The following is a 13,126-nucleotide window of genomic DNA, read 5'->3' on the forward strand; positions in this document are numbered from 1 at the left end:
GACAGCAACGGCCGGCGCAGCGGCGAGTCAAAGGAGCGAACCATCATTAGGTCACACCGAACATCAGCCCATGAACCCGACACCGCAGTTGAATTGAACCCGGTGTTCAGCCGACCGGGAGAATCCAGTATTTTTCCACGGTTCACCATTCCGGACAGCGAGTCCCTTCCTTCGACTGCCTATCAGGTTGTCCACGACGAAGCCATGTTGGACGGCAACTCCCGCCTGAACCTGGCCACGTTCGTTGGAACGTGGATGGAACCGGAGGCGTCGAAACTGTACGCCGAGACGTTCGACAAGAACATGATCGACAAGGACGAATACCCCCAGACGGCCTTGATCGAGACCCGCTGCTGGCGGATGCTCGCAGACTTGTGGAACGCGCCCGATCCCGCGAAGTCCGTGGGGACCTCCACGATCGGTTCCTCCGAGGCATGCATGCTGGGCGGCCTGGCCTTGAAGCGTCGCTGGCAGCATGCGCGGCGGGCGGCCGGCCTTTCCACCGACAAACCCAACCTGGTCCTCAGCTCGGCGGTGCAGGTGTGCTGGGAGAAGTTCTGCAACTACTGGGACGTGGAGGCCCGGTACGTGCCGGTGTCGAAGGAACACCAAATGCTGGACGGCTACGAACTGGACAAGTACGTGGACGAGAACACCATTGGCGTTGTAGCCATCATGGGCGTGACCTACACGGGGGTCTACGAACCCGTGGAAAAGATCTCGGCGGCGCTGGACGAGATCCAGGAAAAGCGCGGCCTTGATGTTCCGATCCACGTCGATGGTGCCTCCGGAGCCATGGTTGCGCCCTTCCTGCAACGGGAGACAGTCTGGGACTTCCGTCTGCCGCGGGTTGCCTCGATCAACACATCCGGCCACAAGTACGGCCTGGTCTATCCCGGCCTTGGCTGGATCATCTGGCGTGACGAGCAAGCGCTCCCCGAGGACCTGATCTTCCATGTCAGCTACCTGGGTGGGAACATGCCGAGCTTCGCCCTGAACTTCTCACGCCCCGGCGCCCAGGTCCTCCTTCAGTACTACTTGTTCCTCCGGCTCGGATACGAGGGATACAGATCCGTTCAGGCAACCTCCCGGGATGTGGCGCTCTATCTATCGAGTGAAATAGGGGCGATGGAGCCATTTACTTTGTGGAGCGACGGATCGGACATCCCGGTCTTTGCTTGGCAACTCACCGACGGCTACACGGAGAACTGGAGCCTTCATCACCTGTCCGAACGGCTGCGGATGAATGGATGGCTCGTCCCCGCGTACCCCATGCCGGAGGGATTGAGTGAGATCACAGTCCAACGGATCGTTGTCCGCAACGGTTTCACACGAGACCTCGCATCCAGTTTCCTGGCCGATCTCAAGAAGGAAGTCGCCTACTTGGACGGCCTCACCTCACCGATGCCCGCCGGTGGGCAGACCCAGGCGTTCCACCACTAGCCAGCGCCTTCAACTCCAGCCGCTTCAAAGAAGGATGTGTGCCATGTGCCGATTGTTCGGCTTGCATGCCGGTTCGCAAGCAGTCCGCGCCACTTTCTGGCTTTTGGACGCGCCGGACAGCCTCGCTGACCAGAGCCGGCGCGAGCCCGACGGCGCCGGCATAGGCACCTTTGACAGTGACGGTAAGGCCCATGTCGCCAAACAGCCGCTCGCCGCATGGGAGGACCACGCCTTTGCGCGTGAGGCACGGGTCCTGAAGAGCACGACGTTCCTGGCCCATGTGCGGTATGCCAGTACCGGCGCGCACACCATGGTCAACACGCACCCGTTCGAGCAGGACGGGAGGTTGTTCGCCCACAACGGCGCCTTCGGCGATCTTGAACGGCTCGATCAGCGGCTGGCTGAGTTCGGAGTTGCGGATCTGGTGAAGGGCCAGACAGACAGTGAACGCCTCTTCGCATTGATCACCGCGGAGAGCAGACGCGCAGATGGCGACGTCGGCGAAGGTATCACCCAAGCGATCAGCTGGATCGCCAAGGAGCTGCCAGTGTTCAGCTTGAACCTCATCCTGACGACGGCGAGCGACGTTTGGGCGGTCAGGTATCCGGACACGCATGAGCTGCACATTCTGGAACGGTTGCCCGTGCGGTCCGAGGAAGCGGCTCCCCTGGACGCACGGAGTTCCCGAATCCGCGCCCACAGCAAGGATTTGGCCCGTTCCGGACATGTCCTCATCGCCACCGAACCGATGGATGACAACCCGGAGTGGAGAGCGCTGCCCGGCGGTGCGCTGGTCCACATCAATCCGGATCTTGGTGTGACCATCAGCCGCCCTTTCCCGGCGGATCCGACACATCCGCTCACGCTAGCCGACCTCTCCCCCTCCGCGGCCGCATCCCAGAAGCCGTGATCCTGGAACACAAAACAGCGTCCGGCGTCTTACCCTGAAGGCCGCGTGTTCATCATGGACGTTGGCCTCGCCGCGCATAAGATCGATCCATGACCGCTGAAGTCGAATCCGAAACCGCCTTCGTCCCGGCCGTCCAACTCGACGGGCAAATGAGCATCAACGACGTCCTGCTTGAGTTGGGACGGGAACCCGTTGTGTACCCGTCCGCGAACGCCGACGCCGGCGACTTCCACATTTTCTAGGACGACGTCGGGGCCTAGGACGACGTCGGGGCATCACCGCCGCTGGAGAATTTCCTCTGATAGAGGTACTGGCAGGGACTCCCTCAGGGCGCTGAAAGGTCACTATCGTTGATCGCATGGACAACCGGAACGACGCCCGCGATTTCCTTGCTTCCCGGCGTGCGAAGATCACGCCCGAACAGGCGGGGCTGCCGACGTCGGGAGGGAACCGGCGAGTACCCGGGCTCCGCCGCGGAGAAGTCGCAGCCCTGGCCGGGTAAGCGTTGAGTATTACACCCGGCTCGAGCGCGGAAACCTTGCGGGAGTGTCTGAAAGCGTCCTGGAAGCATTGGCTAGGGCGTTGCACCTTGACGAGGCTGAGCGTGCACATCTGTTCGATCTGGCCCGCGCCGCCGGAACAAGCAAGCGGCAGCGTCGATCTGCGCCTCAACATCTTCGACCAAGCGTCCAGTTTGCCCTTGACGCGATCACTGACGCGCCGGCATTTGTCCGCAACGCACGCATGGACATCCTCGCCGCCAACAGGCTCGGCCACGCATTGCACTCGGAGATGTACGTCAACCCCGTCCGGCCGGCCAATTACGCGCGCTTCATTTTCCTGGATGAGGAGCGGGCCAGGCGGTTCTTCCCGGATTGGGAACTCGCTGCCAACAACATGGTGGCCATCCTGCGCACCGAGGCCGGCCGCGACCCCTTCGACCGCGGGCTGAGCGACCTCGTAGGAGAGCTTTCCACTCGCAGCGATGAATTCCGCACTCGCTGGGCTGCGCATAACGTGCGCCGCCACTACAGCGGTTTCAAGCATTTCCATCACCCCGTGGTGGGCGAACTCCGACTGCTGTTCGAGGCGATGGAACTGTCTGCGGATACCGGCCTCTCGCTGTTCATCTACCCTGCAGAACCTGGTTCCCCCTCGGAAGACGCCCTGCGCCTCCTCGCGAGCTGGGCTGCCACGCAGGAAATGGCGGAGCAACCTCAAGACGCACCCACTGCAGGTGGAGTGTGACGGCTGACTAAGGCGTTGATCGGGCTTCCGTCAGACGGGACTTCAGCCACGAAATGGCGTGTCTTCTCTGAACGGCGGGAAAGGCGTGGCCGCCTTCGAAGGGAACGAAATCGGCCACGCCTTCCCTGAAGGAACTGACGAGGCCCTGGACGTCCTGAAACGGAAACAGCGGATCGTCCTGTCCGGCGACAACTAGGACACGTTGGTTTTCGATGGCTTGGACGACCAGATGCACGTCGCCGGCTTTGCGAAGTTCGGGCACAAACCAGGCCGGGTTATGGGAAATGCCCTCTCGTTCGAAGGACTCAAGCGTCCCGATCCCGCAACTGAGAACTCCGGCACGCAGCCTCGGATCACAGGCGAGATTGAAGAGCCCCACCTGGCCGCCCAAGGAATGACCGATAATCCCGAGCGGTCCGCGCACGTCATCGCGAGCTTCGAGCCACGAAGTAGCCATGGCAATATCCCTGGTGTGGACGCCCTGCAGCGTTGACCCGCCAGCGAGCAGATGCTCCGCATCGCGGTTTTCAGCCAGCTGAGGGTCAATGGCGTCACGCTGCCGCTCTTCGAATCCCAGGAGGTCCGGGACTAGTGTCGGAAGGCCGGACTCGGCCAATTCGACGGCGAAAGCCATCTGCGGGTCACCTTCAAGCCCGGCCAGCTCGCTCTTCCCCAGCGCATAGTTTCCGGCGTGTTGGTGGACCGCCACCACGGCACCCACCTGATGAACGTCATCGATCGGTTTAAGGAAGAGGCAAGGGACCACGTCCCCTCCATCCGTCCAAAGTTCGATCCGCTCCCCCAGGACATTTCCCTGGCGCACACGCGGGCCGCGAACAACCTTGGCTGCAACATAGGACTGAATAGCGTCCAAGCCAATAAGTGAGAGGACCTCAGACCGTGCTGGATCCACCACGCGGGTTCACCTCCATGATCGGTCGGTGCTGTCGATTCGCCAGCTGAACCGCCCTTGGCTTCGAAGCGAAGTTGCCGCCATGTACCGTCCAGATCTCGCCTCGGATCACTCCTCGTCCCAGACTACGGACACGGCGTCGACAAAGCCCTGATCATCCGAATACTAAGATCTCGAACCTCGGCGCCCCTCCTCGTCGCCTTGGTTATCGTCGCGGTCTCGCCGGTTTCCGTCGTCGTCCATGTCCCGACGGCTTCCCTCACCATTCGGGTCCGGGCGGTTGCCCGCGTCGGGGTCCAACTCTTCTGCCCGACGTAACCTGTCCTGCGAGACTTCGTTGGCCCGCTCGGCGGCCTTCTGCTTGTCCGCGGCCTCTTTGTGCAACCGTTCCGCTTCGTTCTCGGCACGGGCGGCGTCAGCCGCCGCTCGAGCGGCCTCAGCGCTGCGCTCATGAGCTCCGAGGGCGTCGGCACGGGCTTTCTCGCGGAGGTCCGCAGCGCGCTTGCGGTTAGCGGCGTCCTTCGCACGGCGCCCATAAGCGACGACGGCGACGATCACCGCGATGATGACAATCGCCACCACGATCCAAATCCATAGTTGGCCGTTCATTGCAGCTCCCCTCGAAATTCACTGTGCTTCCGGTGCGCGCCGGTTCTATCGTTCGGCCGACCCCGTCGTTGGCCAGCCGGGATCGGCGTCCCCGGACAGCACGCGGATGCTGGTCCCTTGAGTCAACAACTTCGCGTGAAGCATGGCACGAGTAGCTTGTACTTGTTTTCCCCAGAGGTTCAAGCGGATTGCCGCGGCTGATCTACTCAACGGCTGGCGACTGTCGCCGAACACCAAAGGACAGCGAGGGCTCGTCGGGGGTGGCGAGGGTCAGCACCGCCTCCTCGACGGTCTCCTCGTCCTCCAGTTCCCGTTCCACACGGCGCAGTGCGACGGCTACTTCATGCTCCCGAAGGTCGCCCGTGATATCCACAGCCGCCACGAGGTACAGCTTGCGCGGCCCGACAAACTCCAGGTGCAGATACGTCAGGCGCTCGATTTCCCGGTGTTCCATGACCCTGATCGCCATCGACTTCTCGAGTTCCGGAGTAACGCCCTGACCGACGAGGAAGCGACGATTGCGATCTATCAGCACCACCGCGATGACACCGAGAAGGATGCCGACAAATATGGATCCGAGAGCATCCGGAAGTGGCGATCCAGTGAGCTGGTGCAGGAAGATCCCCGAGAAGGCAATGAGCAGGCCTACTAACGCCGCACTGTCCTCCGCGAAGACTGCACGCATGGTGGGATCTGAACTCTTGAGCACTTGCTCCAAGGTGCGGCGTTCAAGCTGCCTTGCCGACTTGCGGGCCTGCCGGAACGCTTGGATGAACGAGGCCCCTTCGAGCACGAACGATACCGCCAAGACGACATAGGCGACCCCGAAATCACCGGCGGGCTCCGGTGCGAAAAGCTGTTGGACACCGTGCATCACGGACACAACAGCACCGGCGGTGAACAAGCCGAAGGCGGCAAACATCGACCACACGTACGCTTCCCTGCCGTAGCCCATCGGATGGGCCACGTCCCGCTTCTTCGAGGATCTCCTTTCGGCCACCAGCAGGAAGATCTGGTTTCCAGTGTCCGCCCAGGAGTGGGCGGACTCGGCGATCATCGAAGCGGAGCCGGTAAGTATGGCGGCGACGGTTTTTGCCGCGGCAACAAGAAGATTTGCCGCAAAAGCCAAGATCACGGTCATGAGAGATGAAGATGGCATCTTGACCTTCTTGGTTTCAACCATGGAACCTACGGTACCCAACAACCGTGGAGGCCACGCCTAGTGCTTGCCGAGGAAGGAACGGAGCGTGTGGGCGTTACGGACCGCGTTGCCGCCGCCGTCGTTATTGAAATAGACGAAGACCTCCTTGCCCGTGAGTTTCCGCCCTGCCAGCCTATGGTCGACGTCACTTAATAAGTAAGCTGATGATATCCGGGATTGATGAGAGGTTGGTCGAAGGCCATGCGATTCGGGTCGATTTTCGGGCTGATCGTGGTGATCTGGCTCATAATTGGAGCGGTAGCCGCCGGACAACGTGGCTACTTCAGCGCAGTTCCCGCGCAGTGTTCCCAGTTGGCAACAATCAGCCTGAATATTGTTGCCGGTCCCCTGAACTACATGGGACTGAACCCTGTGGCAGGTTGCGAACTGCCGCGGCCGTCGTGAGCGGACCGGAAGATCCTCCACTCCCCTGGCCGGCAGCCGACACCAGGCATGAGTCCGAGGACCAGCGGATGGACCGCAACTGGAATGAGCTGCTCCAGGAGATACGCGTCCTCCAGACAGGGGTGCAAATTATCGGAGGGTTTCTGCTAACTCTTCCGTTCCAGCAGCGATTCGGCACCCTGACCGAGCTGCAAAAGTGGTGGTTTCTCCTGCTGGTTGTTCTGGCGACCATGACCACCGGCCTCATGCTGGTTCCGGTCAGCCTGCACCGGCGGCTCTTCCAGCATCACGTCAAGTACCGGCTGGTAGCTGCAGGGGACATGATCGTCAAGGCCGTCGTGGCGTGTGTATCCCTGCTGATCGCAGGATGCGCCGGACTGATCTTCAGCGTTGCCGTGGGGCCCGAGGCTGGCCTCGCCGCCGGCGGCATCATTCTTGTCGCTCTCGCGGCGATTGTACTGATGTACCCGCTGCTTTCCTGGTCTCCCCGGCGCAGGAAGGCAGAGCCGGAGGCCTAGTTCGCGGCCCAGAAACCGAGCTAGTGTAGGCCTTTTCGATCAACATAGTAAGTTTGCTGATCAATTTCCCCGAATCCATGGACAAGAGTCCGTCCGGCCTACTAGTTTCGATGAGGAAGCAAGCTCACGCAGGCGCCGAGAGAAGGCGGGCGTCCTTCTCGTCCGGGGCCAAAGGGCGTGCATCGCTGAGGCCGTTCTCCCGGTCACCGGCGGAAAGGCCTTTAGCAGCCGGTCCTTGATTTTCCCTCAACAAGTCAACCAGCACGGAAAGGACGGTTTGGACATGGACATGGACAAGCAGCACACAGCCGCGGAAGAGGAAGCCGGAGGCTACGGAACTCCGACGCCCGAACAGGAAACCGCAGGACGCGAGGCCGAGCAGGCGAATCCGGGCGGGCGCAACGGATTAACCGCGGTGCCATCGGCCGATGCCGAACTGGATGACTCGAACTCTGATGGAAGCAAGCCAGGGGGCTCTTTCTCGTCCGAACCGAAGGGCGATGCAACAGGGCTGCCCGAGGATAAGTCCCCGAAAGACGACGACGGCGAAACATTCGACGCTGGCTAGACCGCCCAAACGACCCACCAAACTCCGCAGGAACAAGCCCAAGCAAGGAGCACGAACATGGCTACCGTTAACCGAACAATCGACGTAGAAGTTCCCGTTTCAGTGGCTTACAACCAATGGACCCAGTTCGAGTCTTTCCCGGAATTCATGAAGGGCGTCGAAGCCGTGGAACAAATCGACGAGACCGCCCTGCATTTTTCCACCAACGTGGGCGGCGTCAAGCGCGACTTCAACGCCCAAATCCTTGAGCAGGTCCCGGATTCACTCGTCAGCTGGGCCAGCATTGACGGACCGAGGAACGCGGGCACAGTAAGCTTCGAGCCACTTGGCGCGGACCGTACCCGCGTGAGTGTGGAAATCGAATGGGAGCCGGAGAGCTTTGCCGAAAAGGCCGGCTCGCTGGTGGGCATCGACGATATGCGGGTTTCAGCCGACCTCGACAAGTTCAAAAAATTCATCGAAGAGCGCGGCTACGAGACTGGCGGCTGGCGGGGCTCCGTGGCAGCCGGCGATGTCGACGACTCCGGGACAGCAGTATCCCGCACCGCTAACACTTCGGAACTGCCCGCCTTCGATCCTGACTTGACGGCCCCTGCGGCTACGGAAGCGGCCGACGGCGGCGACGCGGCCCGCGTCGGCCAGTACACCGAGGGTGACTACGGCACGGAGCGCGTCACGGATCTACCCGCAGAGCGGATCGAAGGCGACTACACCACGGAAGAAACGCCCCGTGATCCTTCGGCGGAACGCGGCGGCGAACCTTGGCCCGCTACGGAAGCCGGCCCAGACACACAAACACGTCCGCGTCCGTCGGACCGCTGAGCCCCGCGGGGCCGGCCACGAACAGGCCGGCCCCACGGAAGTCCGCCCGGACTTCATTTTGATTCGAGGAGCAAACAATGAGCGAGTTCCCTCCCGACCCGACACGCGACCCTGACGCTGACCCCACCCGAGAGCCTGGCCCAAGCCCGACGCCGGAGCCGGTGCCGTTGCCGGAGCCAGGGCCGACACCTGTGCCGACCCCTGGCCCGGAGCCCGAACCCGGGCCGCGCCCAGGAACGCCCGAGCCGGTTCCGCTGCCCGAACCGGGACCTTCCCCGGTCCCCGAGCCGGGCCCGGACCTTCCCTCGCCGCCCTCGCGCCCCTTGGGAGAGCCGCCCCTCACGATCTTCTAGGCCCGACACGTAGTGCAGGCCGCCCGCTCGGAGCATATGAAAGGCAACTGAGATGTCAAAAGATCCAGAAATGCGGCCTGCACCGATGCAAGCCGAAGAAGCGGATTCCATCCGGGCACTGGCGACGCAATTGCGTGTTGATTCCATCAGGTGCAGCACCAACGCCGGCTCGGGTCATCCGACGTCGTCGTTGTCGGCCGCGGATCTCATGGCGGTCCTCCTGACGCGGCACCTTCGCTATGACTGGGAACATCCGGCCTTGCCGAACAACGACCACCTCATTTTCTCCAAGGGACATGCTTCACCGCTTCTGTACTCCATGTATCGGGCCGCGGGCGTCGTCGAGGAAGATGAGCTGCTAAACACCTACCGTCAGTTCGGTGCCCGGCTTCAGGGCCACCCGACCCCGGTTCTCCCTTGGGTCGATGTGGCTACCGGCTCGCTGGGACAGGGGTTGCCGGTTGCCGTCGGGGTAAGCCTCGCAGGGCGTTACCTGGACAAGCTGCCCTTCCATACCTGGGTGTTGTGCGGAGACAGCGAGCTAGCTGAAGGGTCCATCTGGGAGGCCCTCGACAAGGCGGCCTACTACAAGCTCGGCAACCTCACCGCCGTCGTGGACGTCAACCGGCTTGGCCAGGACGGCCCTACCGAACTTCAGTGGGATATGGACGCCTACGCCAGGCGGGTTGAGGCTTTCGGGGCCCGGGCCCTCGTCATCGACGGACATGACCTTGGCCAGATCGACGACGCCCTGAGCCGGGCCCGGAGCGAACCTGATAGGCCGACGGTCATTCTGGCCAAGACGATCAAGGGCAAAGGGGTACCTGAGATCGAAGACCAGAACGGCTGGCACGGCAAAGCGCTCCCGGCGGACATGGCCGAGAAAGCCATAGCAGCCCTTGGAGGGCCAAGCAGCGTCCACGTGACCACCCGTCCCCCGGAGTCCGGCACCCCGGCAATCACGCCGGACGCTCACGTTGCCGTCACACTTCCGGATTGGAAGGTTGGCGACAAGGTGGCGACCAGGGCCGCCTTTGGCGCCGCCGTGTCCGCCCTTGCGGACCGCCCCGAAGTGGTGGTCCTGGACGGTGAAGTTGGGAATTCGACCCACGCCGGGGAATTCAAGGAGGTGGCCCCTGGGCGGTATTTCGAAATTTTCATTGCCGAGCAGCAACTCGTCGCCGCCGCCATCGGCCTCTCGGTCCGCGGCTACGTGGCCTTCGCCTCAAGTTTCGCGGCTTTCCTGGTTTCGCGGCCATTCGACTTTATCCGCATGGCGGGAGTCTCAGAAGTGAATATCCGGCTCGTTGGCACGCATGCGGGTGTTGAAATCGGGCAGGATGGTCCTTCGCAAATGGCCTTGGAAGACATTGCCGCTATGCGGGCGGTGCACAGTTCCACGGTGCTCTATCCGTCCGACGCCCCGTCCACAGCGCAGCTTGTGAGCGCCATGGCAGACACGCCCGGAATCTCCTATCTGCGGGCCACCCGCGGAGCCTATCCCGTGATTTACGGGCCGGACGAACAGTTCCCCCTTGGCGGAAGCAAGGTCCACGGAGCCAGCGCCGATGACCAAGTGGCGCTTATCGGCGCGGGAATCACACTCCACGAATGCCTCGCAGCCGCCGAGCAACTGGCGCAGTCGGGAATCAAAGCCCGTGTCGTCGACCTCTATTCCATCAAGCCGATCGACGTCGATACCCTGCGCCGGACGTGCCTCGAAACCGATGGCCGGATTGTTGTCGCAGAAGACCACTACGCACAAGGCGGCATCGGCTCGGCCGTCCTCGAAGCCCTCGCGAGTGCCAACACTCCGAAACTCCATCTGGCACTGCTTGCCGTAAGGGAACTGCCGGGTTCCGGCGAACCCAAGGACTTGCTCAACGCCGCAGGTATTTCCGCACGCCACATTGCCGCCGCCGCGCGCGACTTGGTGATGGACTGAGGCCGCAACACCGCGACCGCCAGCACCGCACACCGGCACGCCCGCCGTCGTCGCTTTGCTGAACGAATCTAGACTCTCGCGGTGCGCGGTGTTGCGACCGATCCCCGCCGGATCAGCCGGGCGGAAAATTCAGGTCCGTCGGCCGCGGGCTTTCGGCCCTCGATTTGCCGGATCAGGGCACTGGCAGCGGCCACACCCATTTCGTACACGGGCTGGGCGAAAACTCATCGCGGGCAACCCCGAGCTCAAGCCGGCCTCCTGGAAGATCGGCTACAAGCCCATTCCGGGCGACGGTGAACCGGCGCTCGGCGAAATCAGTCAAGTGCCGGGCTGCTATGTCGCCTTCACTCACTCCGGAGCCACGCTCGGACTCATCGTCGGCGAACTGCTGGCGGATGAGATCTTCACGGGAAGCAAGCACCCCATGCTCTCCACCTTCCGCCCGGGCAGGTTCTCCTAGGCGACCACGCTGGATGGTTGGCGCCCCAAGGAAAGGCCCGGCCATCCGCAAAAGCATTCGCGTCACAAACCGTCGTTTCGAAGCCATTTTCATCGTTCTGATCCGCAAGCGATGAACAATCCGGGCGCCCTCATTACTATCTAGAGTGGATGGGGGCGAATTCCGGACTCAGCTGGGACTTGCCGGGATGAAATATCAGGAGCTGGCAGTGTCGGAACCTTTGGACTCTGAAGACCCATTTGTCGAGCCGGAACCTGTTCTGGTTCCCGGGGACGACAGTGACAGCCTGGCGGGCCTGCGTGAGCAAGCGCAGGACATCATCGACGAAGTCCTCAGCGGAACCGAACCGAGCGGTGAACACCTCCGGGCAAAACTGAGGTCCAGCATTGCCCGACATCCTGGATTCCCGGAACTGGCGCTGCTCGAGCACCTGATGAACCGGGCGAGTGGCAATTGAGTTGCTGCGCCGCTGCGATTCGGGGGGGCAACCGGCCCCGGTAGGCACGGTCGGCTAGGGCCCGATTGAGTCAAAGAATCGGTAAACGGGGGCTTCTTGGCGGGCTTTGGCCTGGATGAACGCCCTGTCTTCTTCCGTGAGTAAGGTTCCGCCGTGCAGGTCAACCTCGGCGTTTTCGTCGGTCTCCCCGTTGATCGTGGCCGTGATGGTGCGGGGCACGATCACGCATCCCGGATTGTCCATGAACCACTGCTGGGTGACCGGATCGAGTCGGTTCCATTGTTCCTTAAGGTGCATTTCGGCCATTGCTGCCTTTCGGGCGTCGGTTCGGGTCAAACAGGGCGATGATGCTGATCAGAAAACCGGACCATGATTGCGCAGTGATCTTCATAGAACCGAACCGGTGCAACAGACGTTGAGATCTAGCTGGATGTCCGCAAGGCTTAGCGCCAGCAGCGTTGTCGACGGCGCCAGGCGTCGTCCTTTGCTCCGGCTATTTCAACCCTAGGCTCCTTCGCTCGCAAAGGACCGCCCGCGAAGATCTCGGTTTGCCTGTCAATCCGGGCATTCGCTCGGTATAGCGGGCACCCCCCGCTTTGGTCGGGGAACCGGGTGTTGCACACGTTTTACACAGGGTTTACTCACGCGGTCTTGTTAGCGTCAACGGAGTCAGCACAGACTGAATATCACGTGAAAGACGATTCACGGTGGTTGTTCAACCAGAGCAGCGGACGAGGAATGCAGTGATGCTCCGTCCCGCTCGTAGTGAAGTCGCTACGGCGCAGGATCCGCAAACCGGGAGGTAGCAGTGGCCGGCATATTTGAAGTGTTTGTTGACGGGGAGTCCTTTTTCAGGTTCCGCCTCAAATCACCTGACGGAGTCGTCATCGCTGTTTCGACGCCGTTCGAAGACAAGCCCTCGGTTGTCGCCGGCATCGCCGCTGCGCGGGAGTGCGCAGGCATGGGACTGGTCACCGACCTTTGCCCGGCTGCGGGCGCACGGGAACCGGCCTCGACCGTTCGTCCGAGCGCAATCCCCCACGGTGCAGGTGCCCAGGCATGCGACGAACCGCGCAAGGCGTCCGACGGATTCCGCACCCGCGCCAAGGAACTCCGGCGCGCGGCAACCGCGCCCAGATGGACCGGCGCGGCGTAAGAGTTCGGCAACGTCAGGACCGACGGCGCACTGGGGGACTCACCTGGGTCTCAGCAGGCAAGATGCGCCGCCGGCCGTTTTGGTCCAGCCCTAATTCTCCCACTCATTGTCTGCCGAG

Annotated in this window: 13 protein-coding genes and 4 pseudogenes; 11 read left to right on the forward strand and 6 right to left on the reverse strand. The window is 62.3% G+C overall.

The genetic code is table 11. The annotated features are described in order from the left end of the window. Positions 1 to 42: 42 nt before the first annotated feature. From gad to ABD742_RS10275, 4 genes and pseudogenes are all read left to right on the forward strand, one after another. The gene (gene gad / locus ABD742_RS10260; protein ID WP_234753734.1) at positions 43 to 1,443 is read left to right on the forward strand and encodes a glutamate decarboxylase; all 1,401 of its coding nucleotides are present in this window, start codon (positions 43 to 45) and stop codon (positions 1,441 to 1,443) included. A 43-nt stretch (positions 1,444 to 1,486) separates the two neighbouring features. Continuing rightward, a complete protein-coding gene (locus ABD742_RS10265; RefSeq protein ID WP_234753641.1) occupies positions 1,487 to 2,353 on the forward strand; it encodes a class II glutamine amidotransferase in 867 nt (288 codons plus the stop codon). Positions 2,354 to 2,442: 89 nt separating this feature from the next. Next, positions 2,443 to 2,595, forward strand: a complete 153-nt coding sequence (locus ABD742_RS10270) for a hypothetical protein (RefSeq protein ID WP_172465612.1) — start codon at positions 2,443 to 2,445, stop codon at positions 2,593 to 2,595. A gap of 116 nt (positions 2,596 to 2,711) precedes the next feature. Beyond that, positions 2,712 to 3,601 (forward strand): annotated as a pseudogene (locus ABD742_RS10275) (helix-turn-helix transcriptional regulator). Positions 3,602 to 3,608: 7 nt separating this feature from the next. On the opposite strand, the gene ABD742_RS10280 reads toward ABD742_RS10275, so the two are convergent. The 4 genes and pseudogenes from ABD742_RS10280 to ABD742_RS10295 all read right to left on the reverse strand — a co-directional run. Then, entirely contained in the window at positions 3,609 to 4,517 is a 909-nt protein-coding gene (locus ABD742_RS10280; protein ID WP_234753643.1) for a dienelactone hydrolase family protein, read from the reverse strand. A 162-nt stretch (positions 4,518 to 4,679) separates the two neighbouring features. Next, positions 4,680 to 5,123, reverse strand: a complete 444-nt coding sequence (locus ABD742_RS10285) for a hypothetical protein (protein WP_234753644.1) — start codon at positions 5,121 to 5,123, stop codon at positions 4,680 to 4,682. A gap of 202 nt (positions 5,124 to 5,325) precedes the next feature. Continuing rightward, positions 5,326 to 6,282, reverse strand: coding sequence for a cation diffusion facilitator family transporter (locus tag ABD742_RS10290; RefSeq protein ID WP_344787840.1), 957 nt, complete (start codon positions 6,280 to 6,282; stop codon positions 5,326 to 5,328). A gap of 60 nt (positions 6,283 to 6,342) precedes the next feature. After that, positions 6,343 to 6,435, reverse strand: a pseudogene (locus tag ABD742_RS10295) (DUF72 domain-containing protein); the annotation flags it as partial. 290 nt (positions 6,436 to 6,725) lie between these two features. Here ABD742_RS10295 and ABD742_RS10300 point away from each other — a divergent pair. From ABD742_RS10300 to ABD742_RS10315, 4 genes are all read left to right on the forward strand, one after another. After that, on the forward strand, positions 6,726 to 7,247 hold the full coding sequence (locus ABD742_RS10300; protein WP_308193888.1) for a DUF6328 family protein: 522 nt from the start codon (positions 6,726 to 6,728) through the stop codon (positions 7,245 to 7,247). Between the two features lie 289 nt (positions 7,248 to 7,536). Continuing rightward, positions 7,537 to 7,815, forward strand: coding sequence for a hypothetical protein (locus tag ABD742_RS10305; protein ID WP_234753647.1), 279 nt, complete (start codon positions 7,537 to 7,539; stop codon positions 7,813 to 7,815). Between the two features lie 57 nt (positions 7,816 to 7,872). After that, complete coding sequence (locus ABD742_RS10310) at positions 7,873 to 8,637, forward strand: SRPBCC family protein (protein ID WP_234753648.1); 765 nt, start codon at positions 7,873 to 7,875, stop codon at positions 8,635 to 8,637. 423 nt (positions 8,638 to 9,060) lie between these two features. Continuing rightward, positions 9,061 to 10,935, forward strand: a complete 1,875-nt coding sequence (locus ABD742_RS10315) for a transketolase (protein ID WP_344787844.1) — start codon at positions 9,061 to 9,063, stop codon at positions 10,933 to 10,935. 68 nt (positions 10,936 to 11,003) lie between these two features. Here ABD742_RS10315 and ABD742_RS10320 read toward each other — a convergent pair. Then, positions 11,004 to 11,159 (reverse strand): annotated as a pseudogene (locus ABD742_RS10320) (LacI family transcriptional regulator); the annotation flags it as partial. Between ABD742_RS10320 and ABD742_RS10325 the strand changes: the two are divergent. Then, positions 11,156 to 11,395: pseudogene (locus tag ABD742_RS10325) on the forward strand (D-amino-acid oxidase); the annotation flags it as partial. The pseudogenes ABD742_RS10320 and ABD742_RS10325 overlap by 4 nt on opposite strands. 208 nt (positions 11,396 to 11,603) lie before the next feature. Beyond that, on the forward strand, positions 11,604 to 11,852 hold the full coding sequence (locus ABD742_RS10330; RefSeq protein ID WP_234753650.1) for a hypothetical protein: 249 nt from the start codon (positions 11,604 to 11,606) through the stop codon (positions 11,850 to 11,852). A gap of 54 nt (positions 11,853 to 11,906) precedes the next feature. On the opposite strand, the gene ABD742_RS10335 is transcribed toward ABD742_RS10330, so the two are convergent. Beyond that, positions 11,907 to 12,158, reverse strand: coding sequence for a hypothetical protein (locus tag ABD742_RS10335; RefSeq protein WP_308193886.1), 252 nt, complete (start codon positions 12,156 to 12,158; stop codon positions 11,907 to 11,909). A 502-nt stretch (positions 12,159 to 12,660) separates the two neighbouring features. Between ABD742_RS10335 and ABD742_RS10340 the strand changes: the two genes are divergently transcribed. Continuing rightward, the gene (locus ABD742_RS10340; protein ID WP_234753651.1) at positions 12,661 to 13,008 is read left to right on the forward strand and encodes a YegP family protein; all 348 of its coding nucleotides are present in this window, start codon (positions 12,661 to 12,663) and stop codon (positions 13,006 to 13,008) included. Positions 13,009 to 13,126: the final 118 nt, after the last annotated feature.

Origin of the sequence: Arthrobacter ramosus, assembly GCF_039535095.1 — a bacterium.
Classification (GTDB): Bacteria; Actinomycetota; Actinomycetes; order Actinomycetales; family Micrococcaceae; genus Arthrobacter; species Arthrobacter ramosus.

What these genes read in the sequence shown, in the direction of transcription:
- ABD742_RS10270 (WP_172465612.1), top strand. Translation starts at nt 2,443, where the DNA reads ATGACCGCTGAAGTCGAATCCGAAACCGCCTTCGTCCCGGCCGTCCAA.
- ABD742_RS10305 (WP_234753647.1), top strand. Translation starts at nt 7,537, where the DNA reads ATGGACAAGCAGCACACAGCCGCGGAAGAGGAAGCCGGAGGCTACGGA.
- ABD742_RS10310 (WP_234753648.1), top strand. Translation starts at nt 7,873, where the DNA reads ATGGCTACCGTTAACCGAACAATCGACGTAGAAGTTCCCGTTTCAGTG.
- ABD742_RS10335 (WP_308193886.1), bottom strand. Translation starts at nt 12,158, where the DNA reads ATGGCCGAAATGCACCTTAAGGAACAATGGAACCGACTCGATCCGGTC.
- ABD742_RS10265 (WP_234753641.1), top strand. Translation starts at nt 1,487, where the DNA reads ATGTGCCGATTGTTCGGCTTGCATGCCGGTTCGCAAGCAGTCCGCGCC.
- ABD742_RS10285 (WP_234753644.1), bottom strand. Translation starts at nt 5,123, where the DNA reads ATGAACGGCCAACTATGGATTTGGATCGTGGTGGCGATTGTCATCATC.
- ABD742_RS10315 (WP_344787844.1), top strand. Translation starts at nt 9,061, where the DNA reads ATGCGGCCTGCACCGATGCAAGCCGAAGAAGCGGATTCCATCCGGGCA.
- ABD742_RS10290 (WP_344787840.1), bottom strand. Translation starts at nt 6,282, where the DNA reads ATGCCATCTTCATCTCTCATGACCGTGATCTTGGCTTTTGCGGCAAAT.